Annotated in this window: 15 protein-coding genes; 10 read left to right on the top strand and 5 right to left on the bottom strand. The window is 65.2% G+C overall.

The window, feature by feature from the left end; genetic code table 11:
- Positions 1–431: 431 nt before the first annotated feature.
- Positions 432–1,832: a hypothetical protein gene (locus JDV76_RS11405; protein ID WP_198737011.1), complete on the bottom strand. Its 1,401-nt coding sequence runs from the start codon at positions 1,830–1,832 to the stop codon at positions 432–434.
- Between the two features lie 59 nt (positions 1,833–1,891).
- A complete protein-coding gene (locus JDV76_RS11400) occupies positions 1,892–3,778 on the bottom strand; it encodes an exonuclease domain-containing protein (RefSeq protein ID WP_198737010.1) in 1,887 nt (628 codons plus the stop codon).
- A 115-nt stretch (positions 3,779–3,893) separates the two neighbouring features.
- On the opposite strand from JDV76_RS11400, the gene JDV76_RS12715 reads away from it, so the two are divergent.
- The 4 genes from JDV76_RS12715 to JDV76_RS11385 all read left to right on the top strand — a co-directional run bounded on the left by JDV76_RS12715 (position 3,894) and on the right by JDV76_RS11385 (position 7,853).
- A complete protein-coding gene (locus JDV76_RS12715) occupies positions 3,894–4,604 on the top strand; it encodes a 6-carboxyhexanoate--CoA ligase (protein WP_232959321.1) in 711 nt (236 codons plus the stop codon).
- Positions 4,605–5,768 carry an aminotransferase class I/II-fold pyridoxal phosphate-dependent enzyme gene (locus JDV76_RS12710; RefSeq protein ID WP_232959319.1) on the top strand — a complete coding sequence of 388 codons (1,164 nt, stop codon included), beginning with the start codon at positions 4,605–4,607 and terminating at the stop codon, positions 5,766–5,768.
- A gap of 93 nt (positions 5,769–5,861) precedes the next feature.
- On the top strand, positions 5,862–6,839 hold the full coding sequence (locus JDV76_RS11390; RefSeq protein WP_248140962.1) for a sugar-binding transcriptional regulator: 978 nt from the start codon (positions 5,862–5,864) through the stop codon (positions 6,837–6,839).
- Between the two features lie 90 nt (positions 6,840–6,929).
- Entirely contained in the window at positions 6,930–7,853 is a 924-nt protein-coding gene (locus tag JDV76_RS11385) for a YPDG domain-containing protein (RefSeq protein WP_198737009.1), read from the top strand.
- Positions 7,854–7,910: 57 nt separating this feature from the next.
- On the opposite strand, the gene JDV76_RS11380 is transcribed toward JDV76_RS11385, so the two are convergent.
- The 3 genes from JDV76_RS11380 to JDV76_RS11370 all read right to left on the bottom strand — a co-directional run bounded on the left by JDV76_RS11380 (position 7,911) and on the right by JDV76_RS11370 (position 11,658).
- Positions 7,911–9,743 (bottom strand): flavin-containing monooxygenase, encoded by a 1,833-nt coding sequence (locus JDV76_RS11380; protein ID WP_232959383.1) that lies wholly within the window; start codon positions 9,741–9,743, stop codon positions 7,911–7,913.
- A 234-nt stretch (positions 9,744–9,977) separates the two neighbouring features.
- A complete protein-coding gene (locus tag JDV76_RS11375) occupies positions 9,978–11,192 on the bottom strand; it encodes a NupC/NupG family nucleoside CNT transporter (protein ID WP_198737008.1) in 1,215 nt (404 codons plus the stop codon).
- Positions 11,193–11,244: 52 nt separating this feature from the next.
- Positions 11,245–11,658 carry a cytidine deaminase gene (locus JDV76_RS11370; RefSeq protein WP_198737007.1) on the bottom strand — a complete coding sequence of 138 codons (414 nt, stop codon included), beginning with the start codon at positions 11,656–11,658 and terminating at the stop codon, positions 11,245–11,247.
- A gap of 173 nt (positions 11,659–11,831) precedes the next feature.
- On the opposite strand from JDV76_RS11370, the gene JDV76_RS11365 reads away from it, so the two are divergent.
- The 6 genes from JDV76_RS11365 to JDV76_RS11340 all read left to right on the top strand — a co-directional run bounded on the left by JDV76_RS11365 (position 11,832) and on the right by JDV76_RS11340 (position 18,545).
- Positions 11,832–13,124, top strand: a complete 1,293-nt coding sequence (locus tag JDV76_RS11365) for a thymidine phosphorylase (protein WP_198737006.1) — start codon at positions 11,832–11,834, stop codon at positions 13,122–13,124.
- A gap of 25 nt (positions 13,125–13,149) precedes the next feature.
- The gene (gene deoC, locus JDV76_RS11360) at positions 13,150–13,812 is read left to right on the top strand and encodes a deoxyribose-phosphate aldolase (protein WP_198737005.1); all 663 of its coding nucleotides are present in this window, start codon (positions 13,150–13,152) and stop codon (positions 13,810–13,812) included.
- A gap of 39 nt (positions 13,813–13,851) precedes the next feature.
- Positions 13,852–15,561, top strand: a complete 1,710-nt coding sequence (locus JDV76_RS11355) for a phospho-sugar mutase (protein ID WP_198737004.1) — start codon at positions 13,852–13,854, stop codon at positions 15,559–15,561.
- Between the two features lie 180 nt (positions 15,562–15,741).
- Positions 15,742–16,389: a hypothetical protein gene (locus tag JDV76_RS11350; protein WP_198737003.1), complete on the top strand. Its 648-nt coding sequence runs from the start codon at positions 15,742–15,744 to the stop codon at positions 16,387–16,389.
- Positions 16,386–16,883 carry a hypothetical protein gene (locus JDV76_RS11345; RefSeq protein WP_198737002.1) on the top strand — a complete coding sequence of 166 codons (498 nt, stop codon included), beginning with the start codon at positions 16,386–16,388 and terminating at the stop codon, positions 16,881–16,883. Before JDV76_RS11350 ends, JDV76_RS11345 begins: the two co-directional genes overlap by 4 nt.
- 1,191 nt (positions 16,884–18,074) lie before the next feature.
- Positions 18,075–18,545, top strand: a complete 471-nt coding sequence (locus tag JDV76_RS11340) for a hypothetical protein (RefSeq protein WP_198737001.1) — start codon at positions 18,075–18,077, stop codon at positions 18,543–18,545.
- Positions 18,546–19,398 lie beyond the last annotated feature (853 nt).

Below are 19,398 nucleotides of genomic sequence, written 5' to 3'. Positions count from 1 at the left end.
GTTTTGATCCGGGTCGACCGGATCACCACCCTGGGACCGTGTGATATCAGACATGACACCAGGTTACTGAGCACAGCAAAACCAACAACCCCACCCACACCCCCGGGCAACCCCGCCACCTGAACCGACATGCATTGTCCAGCAATGCGGTAGACGATCCACATGCAGGACGGTGGTGCCAACCGGCTTGCAGCTGCGGCCCCCCGGAGCCGCGCGGTAACGTGAGTCTGATCCCGCATGATGGTGCGGCAAGTGGTTGGACATTAACTGATGTTGATGGTTACCGCATGGGTGAATCGCGTCCGGATTCCCGACAAATCTCCTGATCGACCTTAGTTACCGAGCGCACCACCACACAGCGACGCCCTTTCTCATTCTCCGGGGTACACCGGAGACACCACTTCCTCTCCCCTAACCCGGCACCAGTTCTGTCACTCGTACGCAATGAGCCCCATGACCTCAGCGGCGGCTTCTTCGTCCCGCCTGTGGTTGAACATCGCGACTGTGCGACGTACTGCGGCATCCGGGGAAAGCCCGAGGGCTGTGTTGATGATCTCCAACGCACTTCCAGCAGACACCTGACCGATCTGATCCGGCCCTCCGGGGACCCGGTCGTCGAGGCCGAGGGTGTTGAGCAGCGCGGCCCATCCGTCGAGGTCCTCTCTGAGTGGGGTGGCGCGGCGGATGTCGAAGCTGCCGTCACCCGCGAACACCAGCCATACCCGCTGCCCTTCCGTGAGGTCGAGATCGAGGAGGAAATCCCGGATGCTGGTTATCGTCGCACCCGTTCGGTTCCATGCGATGATCTGGTCGCGTCCCAGGCGTGTAGGCATCGCGACTTTGCCGAGGAAGGGAACCTCTTTCATTGCCGCGACGCCACGGGGGACACCGCTGCCTGAACCGCGGACATGATCAGCGGTGAGGGTGACCAGCAGCTCCCTGTCTGTTCCCCGATGGTAGAGGCCTTTGACGTCGTTGGGGTCGGCGTTGTTTTCCACCGTGTTGTCGTTGCGCCGGACGGTGCCGTCCTCGACGATGAACTCGCCGCTGGCGCAATACGTCCGTACCGAGCTTTCCGCCAGTCCCAGGGCTCGGGCACCCTCGATGAGTTCTGTCAGCGGTGCGCTGCCGTCTGCGTCGACGCGCGTGGCTATCCAGTGGGCGAGGCTCTGGAATTCCTCCATGCCCCATTCTTCCAGTGCCCAGGTGTCCCGGCCGACCCGCACGATCCTGGGGTCGGCGGAGAGTGCGTTGGACATGGAGCGGATGTTCCCCGTGCCGAAGGTTTCGAAGATGGTGTCGGCGGTGAGTGGCTCCCCGGCGATGGAGAGGAGTGCGGCGGCGCGGTCGCCGTAGTTGCTAGAGCGGGTGCAGAGTTTCCCGCGGACGGGTACTCCGATGGACAGGCCGGTGTCTGCGGTGAATGCCGTGAGTGTTTCCTCGTCGATGCCCGCCTCCCGGCTGATTGCGGCGATGGTGCTCACCCCGTGGTCGTCGGTGGTGTCGACCATCGCCTGCCGGATCGCCTCCGCAAGGCCTGCCCGCACGATCCATCCCGACGATAGTTCCCAGGTGGTGGCGAAGGCGGCGATTGTTTCCACCGCGGGGCCTCCCGTTATGGGGCAGGGCTGTGTGAGGGCGGGTATCTCGTTTTCCGCCTCGGTGAGTGGGGTGGCGGGGAGGAATCGGTGGGCGAGCGCGGTGATGGCGGTGAGCATGTCGGTGGGTGGTTGTTCGATGAGTGCGGTGACTCGGCCCTGAATCTGTCGGACGCGTTCGCGGGTGACCCCGAAGCTCTCTCCGAGGGCATCGAGGGTTTCTCGGCCGATCACGCGGCGTGCGAAGACCTGGGGTAGGCGTTCGTCCGCAGCCAGCGCTTCTTCGACGGCGCCTAGTGCCGCCCTACTGCGGCCGTGCCCGGTGCTGCGAGTTCCGGGTGCTGGGGCAGTTCTTCGGCGGCCGCACGGATGTGGGCTGGGGCGGTGTCCGGGAGTTCCGGGATCATTCCCGCCAGTGCCGCCCAGCGGACGACCTGCTGCAGTTCCGTGGACGTCGGTTCGCGCGCGGTGTCCCCGTCGAGGTAGACGGGATCATCCGCGTCGTAGAGGCTGCTCTCGTCGGGTTCCGGTGCTGGGTCGGGGTGGGTTTTCCCTTCTGCGGCGTCGTCAATGGCGGCGAGGACGAGGGAGTAGACGAGGCGGTGGAGGGAGCGTGCGCCGACTCCCCGTACGTATGACAGGTTCGTCAGGGATTCTCCCAGCGGTTCGGTGTACTGGGCGAGGTGCCGGGCGAGGTTCGTGGGTTTAATGGTCACCTGTTCGGGTACGGCGTGGGGGTCCAGCATCGGGGACAGGTGGTGGAGCGGGAGCGTGCTGCCCCAGTCGAGCCAGGCGACGGTGATCTGGTCGGGCTCGACGGTTCGTCGGTGTTCCTCACCGCCGAGGACCTGGTTCAGCCAGGGGAAGATTCGGTGGGTGAGATCCGTCTGGTCTTCGGTGGCTTCGGTGTTCGGTGCGGGCGGAGCGTCGGTCACCGCTTCCTCTGCCCCGGGTTCGTGTTCGCGTGGGGTGTCGTCGGTCAGTTCGCGGAGCAGCCGGGCGAAGGTCGCTTCGTCCACGACGGGGACGTCCAGGTCGCGGGCGCGTCGGGCTTTGCCGCTGCGGGTGTCCGGGTCTGCGGCGACGAGGAGGACGCTGCGTCGGCAGACGCCTCCGACGTCGAGCCCGGCGGCGCGGGCCCGCTCTTCCCAGTCTTCGCGGGGTAGCGCCAGTTCCCCGGTGAACGTGACCCGGTCCCCCGGGTTCAGGCGCAGCCGCTCGAAGCCCTCCCCCTCGATCGGGGTCGACAACAGGGCTTCGACAAGCGCGCCGTCCACTCCGAGTTGGCGTGCCGCGATGGTCACGGCGTCCCGTTCTGCATCGGTCACCACACCGTCGGTCCACGCTTCGACGGCGAGCTGCCGGATGAATCGGGCGTGGATCTCACCGGCTTCCTCGCGGTCGATGCCGAGTTCCCTGGCGCGGCAGATGAGTTGGCGGATCTCGGAGGTGCAGAGTTTGCCGTCGGCCAGGGCAGCGCGGAGCAGGCGGATGTAGTTGTCGACGTCGCGGTCACCGGTGTCCGGCAGTTTCGCGGCGAGTGCATCGAGCCATTGGCCGTCGGTGGCGCTCAGTGCGTGGTGTCCCCGTTCGACCGGTGGGACAGCGACGAGGTTGTTCAGGGTCTGGCGGTGGTGTACCGAGAAGTCCAGCGGCGTGCGGCTGCGTACGACGTCGGTGGTGCGGAGCAGGTGTTCGAGTAGTTCAGCGGTGGCGACGGCATCGGCGAGCGCGGCGTGTGGGGTGCAGTTCACGGCGCCGATCTGTGCGAGGCAGTCGGCGAGTTTCTGCGGGGACCCGGGCAGCGCCTCTTTTGCGGTGCGCATCGTGCACACGGACCAGTCGTGCGGGTCACCGAGGGTGACGCCGCAGTGGGCGAATTCCCGCACCAGGAATTTCGTGTCGAAGGGCGCGTTGTGGGCGACGATGATCCGGCCGTCGATAAGGTCGGCGAGCTCTGCCGCGAGCTCCGGGAACATGGGTGCATCCGCGACGTCGGCGGGCGTGATCCCGTGGATGTGGGTGTTGTCGAAGTGTCGGTCGGGCTGGATGAGGGTCTGCCAGGTGCGTTCCAGGTTTCCGTCTGCGTCGGTGAGGGCAATACCTATCTCGAGTATGCGGTCCGTGGGGAGGAATCCGGTGGTCTCGAGGTCGATGACTGCGAAGCGGGGGCGGGTCATGTCGCGGGCCTTTGCGGTGGTGTCGGTGGGAACTGCGCTAGCCTATCGCGCTCGGCGGATTCCGGTGCGTTCCCGTCCGCACAGGTGTGCGGCTGAACACCGTACAATAACCCGCATGACCACGTATTCCGTGAAGATGCGCGCGAGCGCCGAGGGGCGGCACATCTCTGGTGCCGAACGGATCGTCCCCGGTGATGCGGTGTTGGGCTGCGTCACAGCATTGACGCAGCGGGCGCTGGGCCACCCGAAGGGGACACCGGACGAGGTGACGGTGACGGTTCGTGCTGTCGACGAGTCGCGGATCGAGGTGCTCCCGGTCCTGGCGACCCGGGAGGTCGATGTCGGTTCGCCGGCGGAGGCGCGTGCTTTCGTCGTTGCCGAGCTGGACCGTCTGGGTGTCCGGAACCCGGCGCGCATGTGGGAGCTGCTGACCACGGTGACCGGCCTGCGGGGCGCGATGCTCGTCGATGCCGCCGCCGGCGAGCGACTGGAGCCTGACCCGGAGCGTGGGGTCCGGGTGAGCAACCTGGATCACGTGTCCGCGGACACCAGCGTGGCGGGAAAGCTTCACTATCGGGAGGCGATTGCCCTGGCGACGAAGGTGACGGCGCATCCGCGTATCGTCGCGGAGCTCTGCATCTCCGACGATCCGGAGTACACGACCGGGTATCTGGCGTGCGGGGGAACCTATATCCGGATTCCGGCGATGAAGGAACCGGGTTCGCCGGTGGGGACCAGACTGTTCCTGTACGACGGTCCGGTGTCGGAGGTCGGGGAGTGCATCGACTGGCTGGAGAATCACGTCGTGCTGGTGGAGGGTCTGTAGATGCCGTCGTTGGACCGGATCGCCGAGGCCCGGAATACCGCCTGGGGCGCGGCGGGGTTGTCGCGGACTCTCCGGGAGTTCACGGGGCCGCAGGAACCTGTCGCGCGTGTCGACGGTCGGGAGCTGGTGGTGTTCTCCTCTTCCAACTATCTGGGGCTGTCCACCCATCCCGAGGTGGTTTTGGCGGCCCGCCGTGCACTCGATCTTTACGGCGCCGGGTCCGGTGGTTCGAGGCTGACCACCGGCACCACCGAGCTGCACGCGAGGCTCGAACGGCGTTTGGCGGAGTTCTTCGGCGGCGACGGACACGACGACGCGGTGTTCTTCGCCACGGGCTACCAGGCGAATCTGGCGGTGTTGCAGACGATCGCGGGGCCGGAGGTGACGGTGTTCTCGGATTCCCTGAATCATGCGAGCATCATCGACGGCTGCAGGTTGGCGCGGGCTTCGGTGGAGGTGTTTCCGCACGGAGACCTCTCCGCACTGGACCGGATGCTCGGGTGTCGTTCCACGCCTCATGCGCTCGTGGTCAGCGATGGGGTGTTCTCGATGGACGGGGACCTGGCGGATCTGCCGGGGTTGGTGTCCACGGCTGCGCGACATGGGGCGTGGACGATGATTGATGACGCCCACGGGGTCGGCGTGCTGGGCGCTACCGGGCGTGGGAGTGTCGAGCACCACGGGGTCCGTCCCGATCTACTCATCGGTACCGCGAGTAAGGCGCTCGGCGGGGAGGGCGGTTTCGTGGTGTGTTCCTCGGCGGTGGGCACGCTGCTGCGGAATCAGGCCCGTGGGTTCGTCTATTCGACGGCGCCGTCCGCTCCGACTGTCGCGGCGGTGGTGGCTGCGGTCGATGTGCTCGACCGGTCACCGGATGTGGTCGCCCGGCTGCATTCCACCATCCGTGACTGCGCCGCCGCCCTGGGGGTAGCCGGGCAGGTGAGTCCGATCATCCCCGTTCCGGTCGGCGACGAACAGCGTGCGGTCCGGGTGTCGGATGCCCTGATGGAGCGCGGCTTCTTTGTCCCCGCAATCCGGTGGCCGACGGTCTCCCGTGGTGCTGCCATTCTCCGGGTCACGGTGACTTCGGGGCACACTCCGGATCACATCGAGGCGCTCATCACCGTATTGAACGACCTGATCCCGCTTCCTATCGTCGGCTGATGCCGAAGGCGTCGGTGTCGCGGCAACCGGTTACGATGAGTGTGCAGCCCTCAACTTCTTACCAGCACCGACCACAATCCCGAGGAGTTTCCCGTGGATGCACGCGACGAGCAGGCATTGACAGCGGTCAAACTGTATTTCGAGCGCGGCATGTCCCAGGCGGAGGTCGCTGCGGAGCTCGGGGTGTCGCGCCCCACCGCGGCGAAGCTGATCCAATTGGGGAAGCAGCGAGGTTTCGTGACCATTGAGATCCACGATCCCCGTGAGGTCGATTCCGCCCTGGCGAAGCAGCTCGCTTCCCGGTTCGGGCTCGCCGATGTCCGCCTGGCCCATCTACCTCGGGACACCAACGCTGATCTTCTCCGCGAACTGGGGAAACTCGGTGCAGCAACGCTGCAGGAGCTCGTCACAGACGGCATGAAGGTGGGTGTGTCCTGGGGTGACACGATGTACTCGGTTTCGGCTCAGCTCGAGCACACGGACCGGCGGGGGGTCGAGATCGTGCAGTTGAAGGGCGGTACCTCACACTCCGAGCGGTCGACTTTCGACATTGAGACGATCAACTCCTTCTGTCTCGCCTTCAACGCGACGGCCCGGACGCTTCCACTTCCGGTGATCTTCGACTCGGAGGAGACGAAGCGGATCGTGGAGCAGGACCGTCACATCGCGCGGATCCTCGCCGCCGGCCGGCAGACCGATCTGGTCACGTTCACGGTCGGCGACGTGCACCGGGGTTCGCTTCTGCTGAATCTCGGGTATCTCTCGGAGGCTGAGGTAGACACGCTGTTGGACCGGGCCGCCGGTGACGTGTGCTCCAGGTTCTTCACCGCTGACGGCGAGGTCGCGTTGCCGAGTATCGACGACCGTACGGTCGGGATCACCCTGAATGAGCTCGCGTCCCGGCCAATTCGACTGCTCATCGCCGGTGGTGCGGCGAAGACCACGGCGATCGCGACCGCATTGGACATGGGGTTGGCGACACACCTGGTGATTGACCGCCCGACAGCTTTGCGGGTACTCGACGTTGCGGGGTTGACCAGGGCCGGTCACGTCATACCCGACGATAAGTGAGATGTTGTCCACCAAGCATTGTTGAAAACTCATTTCATTAGTAGGCTGGTGTCCGTCCTCATCCACTGAGAAGAACGGAAGTACCCCTCTGTGAATACCTCTCCCACCCGTCGCCTGCGCTCGCTGTGCGCGGCGGGCCTCACACTTGCCCTCCTGATGCCGATCACCACCTCAGTCACCATCGCCGAAGAAGGCGCGGGTACCGCACTGACCAACCGCTACGATCCACTCTTCGGTGAAGCCCGGGCGAAGGTCGGCGCAGCCGTCACCAGCACTGCACCGACGTTTGATGACACCACCACCGACCAGCTGGATGAAATCCCGGCTCCGGAACAGACAACCTTCGCGTTACGGGACGGCGCCCCGGCGAACGCCAAGATCGACGCTGCCACTGGCGTAGTCACCTACACGGCGACCCACGATGACGCGGGCAAGGTCATCTCCGTACCGGTCACGGTCATCTACTCCGACAAGTCGACTGACGAGGGTGAGGTGTACTTCGTGGTAAACGACCCCCACGGCGGCACCGCGAAAAAATTCACCGTGAACTACACCACGACCCACGCCCACACAGGTGAGAAAGCCGTCTCTAAGGCGCCGACGTTCGACGACACGTCAACCGATGAGGTCGAGGCCCTCGCCGCACCGGAGGGCGCGGTGTTCAAGCTCAGCAAGAAGGCCCGGGACGCCGAGATCGATCCAGCGACGGGCGTCGTCACGTTCACCGCACCGGAATCGGACGCGAACACGACGGTCAACGTCCCCGTCGTGGTGTTCTACCCGGATGACAGCCACGCCCACGCAGACGCCCCGTTCGAGGTGTTCCACCACGATCACGGGCATGACGGCGAGACGCCGAAACCCATCAACCCCACCCCGAAACCCTTCGGAAGCAGCAGCGCGACCGGTGCCGCGATCCTCGGCGCCGGCGCACTGATCGCGCTCGTCGCAGCGATCGTGCACTTCTTCACGACCCATCCCCTGACAATTCCGGGTCTTCCGTTACCGCGCTGACCGACAGGCAACGCACCCCGGCGCACCGGCACTCCGGTGAGCCGGGGCCACCACACATCACTCCGGATGATGGACCTCAGCCAGGGCATACACCGGAGTGTCCATCCCCTCCATCCGGGCTTTGAGCTGCAGCGCCAGATAACGACTGTAGTGGCGCGACTGGTGCAGGTTCCCGCCGTGGAACCACAGGTGGGGTTGCCGGGTGGGTTTCCACATATTGCGTAACTCCCCCTCCCAGGGCCCCGGATCACGGGTCGTTCCCGACCCCAGACCCCAACAGCGCCCCACCAGCTCCGCGACCTCCGGGGAGACCAACTGGGCGGCCCATCCGGTCATGGAGCCGTATCCCGTGGCAAGGACGATGACGTCGGCCGGAAGTTCGGTGCCATCGGTGAGCACGACCGAGTCGCGCTTTACCTCCGCGATCGTCACCCCGGAGTGCAACTCGATGTCGCCGTCGATGATGAGCTGGCTCGCTCCGACGTCGATGTAGTAACCGGACGCACGGCGGAGATATTTGAGGAACAGGCCCGATTCATCCTCCCCGAAGTCGAGGAGGAATCCGGCATCTGCGAGCTGCCGGTAGAAGTCGGCGTCCTGTTCCCGGATGCGGTCGAATACCGGTTTCTGCGCGTCGGCGAGATGCCGGTACGGGATGGAGGCAAACAGCAGGTCAGCGGTGTCCGTGTCGATTCCCGCTTCCAGCGCGTCCTCCGAGTAGAGCGGGCCGAAAACCTCACGCATCAACGATTCGGAGCGCACGATATGCGTCGACGAGCGTTGGATCATCACCGGGTGCGCCCCATGCGCATGAAGATCCGCACAGATGTCGTGGGCGGAGTTATTCGATCCGAGCACGATCACGTTCTTTCCCGCGTCCATGCCTCCCCCGGGATGCTGTGAGGAGTGCCGGATCTCACCCGCGAAGTTCTCCTGTCCGGGTAGCGTCGGCACATTGGGTACGCCCGACATGCCGGTGGCCAGGACAAGATGCTCGGGACTCAGCGTGAGTGTTTCCCCGCCCCGATTCACCGTGACGCTCCACCGGCCCTCCGACTCGTCGAACCCGGCCGAGATACATGACGTGTCGGACCAGTAGTCGAGATCCATGATCCCGACATAATGTTCCAACCAGTCCCCCATCCTGTCCTTGGGGGTGAATACGGGCCAGTGGTCGGGAAACGGCAGATAGGGCAGGTGGTCATACCAGACGGGGTCATGCAGGCAGAGCGAGTGGTAGCGGCTGCGCCACTGGTCGCCGGGGCGCGGGTGCCTGTCGATGATCAGTGTCGGTACGCCGAGTCTTTTCAGCCGTGCCCCAAGTGCGATTCCGCCCTGTCCCCCGCCGACGATCAGGGTGAAAGGCTGTTCGGTGATCCCGAGAGCAGCCCGCCGGTCCGCCCGACGGTCAGCCCAGTTGCGGGTGTCCGTCCCCGGACGTCCATGTTCGGCACCTAGTTCCCGGCGGCGACCGGCCGGTTCCGGGTGATTGATCAGCTCCTGCGCGGAGGTTGTGAGCATGGCCGCGCGCCCGTCGCGAAGCCGGACCACGCCGCGACAGTGGAAGTCTGCGGTGTCGAAGGTGAGGAAGGACCAGTCGTTGGCTTCCCCAGGGTCGACCATCTTCACATTGCGCAGCGCACAGCGGGGCCAGGTGTCCCGGATCATCTCGGTGATCGCATCCACCCCTTCGGCGGTGTGTATGTTCCAGGTGAACGCAGCCAGATCACGCCAGCAGGCATCCTCGGTGAACAGCGCCGCAAGTTCCGTCGCCGCGTCTTCCGGGCCCAGTTGATCTGCCCTGGCGGTAACTGCGGCCAGGGACTCGACCCATGCACAAACCGCCTCCGGCATCAGGTCACCGGGGTCCTCCGTCATTCGGGTTGTCATGGTTGTCACGAGATCGCCTCCTCATTCGGGTATGGGGCGAACACCGGCCCCGCAGTGTGTTTCCACCACAATAGCGCCCAGGATAGTGCCTTGCGTCACATTTTAATTTTCTCGGCAAAATACTCACCGCCACAACCATTTTCCGACGGGCAGAGTCGACCACGATCCCGAATAGGAAAATGCCCACACGGACTGTTAGCCGTGCAGGCATTTTCTGATTCAGGCATTCAGGTGTCAGAAGGCCACCACACCGACGATGGCGGCATTGAGCATGTTGACGGTGAACCCACCGAGGAGCGCCCAGGGGCCGAGCTTTGCGACTTCACCACGGCGTTCCGGCACGAGGCCGCCGATCGCGCCGATCTGGATGGCGATGGAACTGAAGTTCGCGAATCCGGCGAGCGCGAAGGTCGTGATCATCACGGTCTTCGGGGAGAAGGAATCGACCTGCGGGCCGAAGGATGAGAAGCCGACAAACTCGTTGATCACCGTCTTCTGCCCGATGAAGTTGCCCACGTCGAGCGCTTCCGACCAGGGGACACCGATCAGCCAGGCGACAGGAGCGAAGAACACTCCGAACATTGCTTCGAGAGACCAGTTATCCTGCCCGAACCACCCCCCGATTCCACCGATGATCGCCGACAGCATGGTGATCAGGGCAATGAAGGCGATGAGCAGGCAGCCAACGGCGATGGCGATCTTGCCACCCGCCATCGCACCGGAGCCAATGGCGTCGATGATGTTCTTGGATTCAGTGTCGCGGACGTCCCGGATGCTGGCGTCAAGATCAGATTCCTCGGTTTCGGGCATGAAAGCCTTGGCCACAATCAGGGAGCCCGGCGCGTTCATCAGGGACGCCGCGAGCAGGTATTCCAGCGGGGCTCCGAGGAGTGAGTAGCCGATGAGAGTGGAGCCAGCGACGGATGCGAAACCACCTGTCATGCACGCGAAGAGTTCACTGCGGGTCAACTTCGGGAGGTACGGGGACACCACCAGTGGCGCCTCGGACTGGCCGAGAAAGATCACCGTGGAGGCGAAGACACTCTCCACCTTGGATGTGCCGAGCAGCCACTTGAGTGCGCCGCCGAGAATGTCGACGAAGTACTGGATGACGCGGAGATAGTAGAGGGCACCGATGATCGCCCCCAGGAAGATGATGACGGGCAGGACGTTTAGCGCGAAGATGAAGCCGTTGTCTCCGCCGAACAGCCCACCGAACACGAACTCGGTACCGACATTGGTGAACTCGGTGAGTTTCTCCAGCCCGTGCGCGATGGATTTCAGGACATTGAATCCGACGTCCCATTTCAGGACGAGGAGCGCGAAGGCAATCTGGAGGAGCAGTCCGACCCCCAGAGTGCGCCACTTGATGGCGGAGCGATGTCGGGAGAACAGTATCGCCAGGCCGAAGATGAGGGCGATGCCCAGCAGTCCCTGGAAGCGGTCCATGGGGTCTCCTAATGGTCGGGGTGTTTGGTGGGGAGAGGTGTGCGAGGGTGTTCTAGAGGGAGTCCGGACCGAAGGCGTGCGGCAGGAGTTCGGCGAAAGCGATGCTGACCGGGTTCCCGGAGGGACCCTCGACAACCACCCGGTCGCAGCTGAATTCGCCGAGCACCTGCCGGCACGCGCCGCAGGGATGACAGGGGGCGGCCTTCAGACCGGCGACGGCGGCGGCGACGATGTGCGGGCGTGCCCCGGCAGGCCCGGCCTCCCGCTCGACGATCATCCGACCTGCGGCGGTGCGTTCGGCACAGATCGTCAAACCGTAGGAGGCGTTCTCCACGTTGCAGCCGGTGACGATGCGGCCGTCCTCGAGCAAGAGGGCAGCCCCCACCGGGAAATCAGAATAGGGTGCATAGGCGCTGTGCGCAGCAGCGCGGGCGCGGTCGAGAAGTTCTGCGTCGGAGACGGACATGTCGAATCCTTCGGGGCGGGGACGGAGATCATATGAACAGTTGTCAACTTTTTCATTGACATTTGTTCATGTCCTCATGATAATCGGGCTGTGGACCACCACACAAGGGTTTGACTGATTTGATCCCGGTCACACACCATGGCCGGTAGCCACAGCCGCACAAGGAGCACGACATGGCAACGACATTCGACACAGTGGACATCATCCGAACCAAGCGGGACGGAGGTGAACTCAGCGGGGCCGAGATCGACTGGGTCATCGACGCCTACACCAACGGTGGCGTCGGTGACGAGCAGATGGCCGCGCTCGCCATGGCGATCTTCCTCAACGGGATGACCGCCGAGGAGACCAGCCGGTGGACCCGGGCGATGATCGCCTCCGGCGAGCGACTGGACTTCTCGGGACTCGGCAAGCCGACGACGGACAAGCACTCCACGGGTGGTGTGGGCGACAAGATCACGCTCCCGCTCGCACCTCTCGTCGCTTCCTTCGGCGTCGCCGTTCCACAGCTCTCCGGCCGTGGTCTCGGGCACACCGGTGGCACCCTCGACAAGCTCGAGGCGATCCCCGGCTGGCAGGCCGACATCTCCACGGAACGCATGATGAAGATCCTCCGTGATCCGGGGTGCGTCGTCTGCGCCGCCGGAACCGGCCTCGCCCCGGCCGACCGCAAGCTCTACGCACTGCGCGACATCACCGGTACCGTCGATTCGATCCCGTTGATCGCCAGCTCCATCATGAGCAAGAAGATCGCGGAGGGGACCTCGGCCCTGGTCCTCGATGTCAAGGTCGGCGACGGTGCCTTCATGAAGGACCTGGACACCGCCCGCGAACTCGCCCGCACCATGGTCGACCTGGGCCGCGCCGCGGACGTCGACACCCGCGCCCTGCTCACCGACATGTCCACTCCCCTGGGCCGCACCGTGGGCAACGCCCTCGAGGTACGGGAATCCCTCGAGGTTCTCGCCGGTGGCGGACCCGCGGACGTCGTCGAACTCACCGTGGAACTCGCCCGGGAGATGCTCAACGCCGCAGGGGTCCGGGACGCCGACGTCGAGGCTGCACTGGCCGACGGCCGGGCCATGGACACCTGGCGAAAGATGATCCGCGCACAGGGCGGCGACCCGGACGCGGAGCTGCCCACGGCTACCCACACCCACGAGATCACCGCCGACAGAGATGGCGTTCTGGAGCGCCTCGATGCCCTCCCCGTCGGTGTCGCCAGCTGGCGCCTCGGCGCCGGGCGCGCCCGCAAGGAAGACAGTGTTCAAGCGGGGGCCGGTGTCGAGATCCACGTCGCCCCCGGGGACGCTGTCACCGCCGGCCAAAAACTGTTCACGCTGCACACCGACACCCTCGAACGCTTCGAGCGGGCCATCGAATCCCTCAACAGGGGCTACAGTCTCGCACCGGCGGGAAGCGACATCCCGGCACGCGAATCCGCCATCCTCGACCGCATCAACTGACCCATCCAAGGAGACCTGAGAAGACATGAGTACCCACACCCGCGCAGAGATCGCCCACATCATCGACCACACCCTCCTCAAGCCGGAGGCCACCGCCGACCAGGTCGCAGACCTCGTCACCGAGGCCGCGAAGCTGAACTGCTACTCCGTCTGCGTCTCCCCCTCCCAGCTGCCCGTCGAGGTACCCGAAGGGCTGCACGTCGCCACCGTCGTCGGATTCCCCTCCGGCGCGGTCAAGCCCGAGATCAAGGCCGCGGAGGCCGCCCGCGCGGTCAGCGACGGCGCCGACGAAGTCGACATGGTCATCAACATCGCCCTGGCGCAGGAGAATCGCTTCGATGAGCTCGAGTCCGAGATCCGCGCCGTACGCAAAGCCTGCCCCACGCCAGTGGTCCTGAAGGTCATCATCGAGTCCGCTGCACTGGACGACGACGCGATCGTCGCGGCCTGCCGAGCCGCGGAGGCCGCCGGTGCCGACTTCGTCAAGACCTCCACCGGGTTCCACCCGGCCGGTGGCGCCAGCGTCCACGCGGTGAAGCTCATGGCCGACACCGTCGGTGGTCGGCTCGGGGTCAAGGCCTCCGGCGGCATCCGCAGTGCCGAGGACGCCGTCGCGATGGTCGAGGCCGGGGCCACCCGGCTCGGACTGTCCTCCTCAGCCACCGTCCTCGACGGACTCACCGACTGACTCGTACCACCCCTATTCCGCCAGAAAGGCGTGATCTGCATGACCCTCATCGACCGGGCGCGCGACTGGGCGTCCCACGACCCCGATCCCGCGACGCGGGAGGAACTCAACCAACTCATCGACGCGGCGGCGAGCTCCACCGCGGACAGTGCAGCCGTCACAGAACTGGAGTCCCGCTTCGCGGGCCCCCTGATGTTCGGCACGGCCGGACTGCGGGGCAGAGTCGGTGCCGGGGAGACCCGGATGAACCGCGCCGTGGTCACCCGCGCGACCCACGGACTGATGTCCTGGTTGAACGATCAGGTCGACGACACCCCCACGGTGGTGATCGGCTGCGACGCCCGCCACGGTTCCGCCGACTTCCGGAAGGCCGCGGCGGGTGTGGTCGCCGCAGCGGGGGGACGCGCACTGGTGCTGCCCGCCCAGTTGCCCACCCCGGTCACTGCATTCGCGGTCCGGCACCTGGGCGCCGATGCGGGAATCATGGTCACCGCCTCCCACAATCCCCCGGACGACAACGGCTACAAGGTCTACCTGGGTGGCCGAGTCGCTCCGGGGCCCGCGGAAGGTGTCCAGCTGATCAGCCCGGCGGACGCCGAGATCGCCGACGCCATCGCCGCGGCATCTCCCGCGGACGAGATCGCGCTCGCGTGGGAGAAGGTGGAGCACGTCGATGTCCTCGATGCCTACCTGTCCCGTGCCGAGGAGATCGGGCGGGCGTTCCCGGCGACGGATGAGTCCCGCTCGGACCTCAAGGTGGTGCTCACACCGATGCACGGAGTCGGTGGGTCCACCGCTGTCAGCGCCCTGGAAGCGGCCGGGTTCACGGACGTGCACCTCGTTCCCGGCCAGGCTGAGCCGGACCCCGACTTCCCCACCGTCGCGTTTCCGAACCCGGAGGAACCTGGGGCACTCGACCTGTCGATGGAGCTGGCCCGGGAGATCGACGCCGACATCATCATCGCGCTCGACCCGGACGCCGACCGCTGCTCCACAGCCATCCCGGACGCGGACGCACCCGCCGGGTGGCGGCAACTCACCGGTGACGAGATCGGGGCTCTCCTCGGCGAGTTCCTGGCGGCCCGGCGAGAAAACGGTGATACCGGGGAAGGCACAGTGCTGGCGAGCTCCATCGTCTCCGGTCGTCTGCTCGCCCGGATCGCGGAGGCCCACGGTCTGCGGCACGAGGCGACCCTGACCGGATTCAAGTGGATCGCCCGAACCCCGGGCATGATTTTCGGCTACGAGGAGGCGATCGGGTACTGCTGTGACCCCACCCGTGTCCGCGACAAGGACGGGGTAACCGCCGCGGTGACCCTGTGTTCACTAGCCGCCGGGGTGAAGTCCGACGGGCGGTCCCTGCAGGACGAGCTCGATGACCTCGCACGGAGACACGGTCTCCACGCCACGGCCCCACTGACGTTCCGGGTGGCGGACACGTCGCTCATTGCGGAAGGCATGCGCACGCTGCGTTCCGCGCCGCCGAGTCAGCTCACGGGCTCTCCCGTCGTCGAGTGTGCGGATCTCCTCGACGGCTACCGGGGTTTACCCCCGACCGACGGCATGCTCCTGGTCACCCGCGACGACGATCGCGTCATCGTGCGACCCTCCGGAACCGAACCAAAGCTCAAGTGCTATCTCGAGGTGGTCCTGCCGGTAGCGGCCAACGATAGCGTCCCGCACGCAGCCGCTGCCGCCCGTCTGGAGCAGCTCAAGACGGACATGGCCGCAGCCACCGGGATGGGATAATGATCCCGCCCGCAGCCAGGCTTTGACCAGTCCATTCCCAGCCCAACCCGGAAAGGACACGGTCCTCTTCCGGGTTGTCCCATTTCCCCAGGGGTCTGCCTTATAGTGTCCCGTAGAAACAGTCGGGTGGCGCGGCGGTCCTGCACCCGCGTCCGACGATGACGAGGAAGGACGTCTCGGATGACACCACCCCGGGGACGGCACGCCCGCAACGATGACGACGTTGTTGCCCCCGCTCCTGTTGTCCGACTGGACACCGAGTCGTTCCGGGTGCCCACCGGTGCCGAATTCATCGCGATCAGCCACGGGGCCCCGACCACCTCATCGTGGCCCCCGCCGACGCCAGGCGGAAAGCCTGCGACAACACCCACCGGTCTCCCGAGGCCGGAACCCACCGACTTGTTCCGGCAGAAGGTGAACTCGCACCGGGATACCGTGCGCAACACCCCAGCCCGTTCCCTCACCCCACCGGCAGAGCCCGAGCCGCCCGTTTCCCCGGGGCCCGTGGCCGACACTCAACCTGAGCCCACCCGGCGCAGACACCACCGGGCGGCACGCCCCGGAAGGGCGTTCTTCAGCCTCTGGCGGTTGCCCTCGGGGACTGAGGCGTATCTTCTCCGCCCGACGGCGCAACGTCAGTTGAGCTACTGGCTGGTGGCGACCTTCCTCTGCTGCGTCGCCCTGGGGATCGGCCTGGCGCTGCTCATCCACGGCCTCACGGACAATATCCGGAACAACGTCCACACCGGGTGTCTGTTGTCCACAGTCGCACTGTGTCTGTTCTTCTGGGCCAGCGCGTTTCTCCGACCCGGGGATGTTCTCCGATGATCGGTTACACAGCAGCGGCGATCTTCGCAATCGGGCTCTCACACATGTTGGTCACTCTCATCAGCCTCGCGGGCGCGCGAACCACGGCGCGACGGGCGTGGACGACCGCCCTGAAACCTCGACCCCGTGGCCCGGTAGCCGAGTTCGAACTGCTCACCGAATCCGGATGCCCCCCTCTGCGGGATCTTCCGGCACTGGACAACTACATCCTTGGGCGCGCTGACGACGCGGTGCTGGACGTGGAACTCGGAATGATCCGTTCAGATCTCCGTCGTCGGGCACATCTGTGGGGCACCGCGGCGAAGGTGCTCTGGATCGTCGCTCTCGTGCTAATCGCAGGGCGCCTGCCGGGCCTCCTTTCCGGATCAATGTCCGATCGGGCAGAGATCACCGCCTGTCTGACCATTGTGGGACTCATCGCCGGAGCTTCCTGGGCGACCACGGCGGCTTCCGTTCTCCGGAGCCACGCAATCAAGATCCCGGCCCCATTCTGATCGACCACCGGCCGACGGCGGGCCACACCCGGTGTCCCCGACCCAGCCGCGCACCATTTTTTCGGCGGCGACTATCAGAATCGCGCACTTTTACACTGGAAAGCAAAACCCGCTTCATATCTGGCAATAAATACAATCACCCTCCCGCCGCTGAAACCTCGGAAGGTGTCCAGCCCCTTCCCTTTGGGTGGACACCATCAATTACAATCTCCAAGGATATTCTGTAAAACACTTTGACTCCGGTAGGGGTGTGACCGCCTCCGGTTCGCAGTACCGGATTCCAATACTCCACCCCTAAACTCCCTTGACCCTGCAGCTCCCGGCACCTTTTCTGAAAAAGATGTCTACCAACTGATGTTCTTCGATGGTGACAGGTCGAGACAGTCGGGGCTAAATCTCACCTGCCGCGGCCGCAATCTCACCTGCCGCGGCCGCACAGCTCCCCTCAAACTGCGGAAAATCGAACAAAGAAAAGGGCCACCACTATCATTTGTCGACACATGTATGTTTCCGCTCTTTCGTTCATACCCGGACGCCAGTCACCTAGTCTGCGACGGTTCCGCACTGCTCCTCGGTCGTTGTCTTCTTTACGATCCACACCGCCCCCGGACAGAATCCACCTATCCCCAGATTTTCTGTGTGATTCATCCCAGTCGGGTCCAATCCAGCGAGCTGATCCCGGTCTGTGGACCATCGCTTGGCCCGGGTCAGCTCCGCGACCACAGAAAACGAGATCCGGAAGACACAAACCGGTTCTTCTGGTTTTAGAGTGCGTTGATCTGGTTGGGGAGTCACCCGGAGTGGGCGAAGGGACGCAGGATGTTGGTTGGGCTTGCGGAAAACCCACGGCGATGCCGCGAAGGTATCCGAGGCGTGCGTTGATCGCTTCGACGAGGGCTGTTGCTTGTGCCGGTGTCGAAATAAGCCCAGATCTTGCGGCGTCATGTCCACAGTGACCGGCCGAGATGGACAAGTTCCGGCCAAGAGCCTTTGGCACACCGCGATGGATCGAGCGAAGCACCTTGTCCATGGCGATCCTGCCGTCCCGGCGCCGAGGATCAGCACAGGTATCGATGAGTCGCTGGTAGACGCGGTAGACCACCACCCCAACGCGTCAGTCATCGGCGGTCAAAGCAAGTGTCGAGACGGGTGTATTACCGCTCGGTGCACAACCCGGTGCGGATCAGGATCATGCGTGCAGCAAGCACTGCCGCCGCGGCCGCGGTGTGCTATCCGGCGAACCCGCCCATGGTCACGACCTTGACCCGGTCCCGCAACTGCCGATCACAAGCACCCAACCAGCCGGTGAAGGCCTTCGCGCAGCGGACCTGGACCATGTCTCCGGCAGACAGGCCGACCCGCTACCCGTCGACCACCGGTGTGAAGGTCCACCAAAACGGTGGCGAACGCGCTGCTGCCCTCCCCGCGAACCTGTGCTCATCGACGCCCAGCACCCGTCCCCCCTTCAAGGTGATGCCCATCGTCGTAGACCAGATCCCGCACGGCTTCTACTGCGAGGCCGTTAACCAGGGCCCCACCCACACCGAGTGCTGCTACGAGGATCGCGGGAAAACCCTGGCGCGGTCGACCGCCGAACCGTTGCAGGATCCACCTCGTGCCCCGGCAGGTAATCGTGGCCCTCGATTCTGCCGGAAGCGGTAACTGCGCTCGGAATACCCTCGTGCCGCAGTTGCCGCAGATGAACCCGGGTCACCACACGTGCAGCCCGGTGGGCTGCCCGACAACCAGCGAACCGGTGACCGGGCACTCGAGATGATCACGCAACCGGCCCGCGACCTTGTGTCCCGGGGTATGCCGGGTCCATGGTGACCGGGGCACAGAAACAGGTACATCCGGTCGTCCTCGACCACGGTATCGGTGATCGTCACCCCGCAACTCCACGGTGCGGCACATGGTCTCCGCGAGCAGACTGGCGGTAAGTAGTGTTCACGGCAGGTCCTGGTGGTGTGGGACACAGGCGTAGACAACCCTCATCTTCACATCCCCAGGACCGCCGACCTCACCCCGGTCACCACCACGGTCCTGCGCCCATGACACACCCCCAAACGAAAGAGCCCACAAACCACCCACGTGACGCTGGCGGCGCTCCTCTCCGCCGTGGGCTACTGCCGACGCGGCCGAGGCCTCCACGGACGCCCGAACATGCGAGGCGGGCGCCGACGGGCCGTCAACTTCCGTGCCGCAGATGGCTCCGAAACCGCCTTCCCCGTCTACTGCCACAACCTCGGCTACCCCATGGCTGCGGCCGAGGATCGGGTGTCACAGTCCCCACCGACAAGAAGACCTCAATCTCCAGCGCACGGGAACGGGACCTGGACAACTATCCGCAGCTCCGAGCGTGGGGCAAGGATGATGACCCAGCTCACCGTGTGGCACGCGACCAACGGGCCGCCATCTACTGACTCCCACTCCTCGATCAATCCGGTGTCACACTGAGCGGGCTCACGCAGCGTGGGACCGAGTCGCCCATCCGCGACATGCGGGATGAACTCCC

The organism is Corynebacterium marambiense, from assembly GCF_016342275.1.
Taxonomy (GTDB): domain Bacteria; phylum Actinomycetota; class Actinomycetes; order Mycobacteriales; family Mycobacteriaceae; genus Corynebacterium; species Corynebacterium marambiense.
The sequence above is the reverse complement of the archived record's forward strand: the minus strand, read 5'-3'. Positions and strand labels throughout refer to the sequence as shown.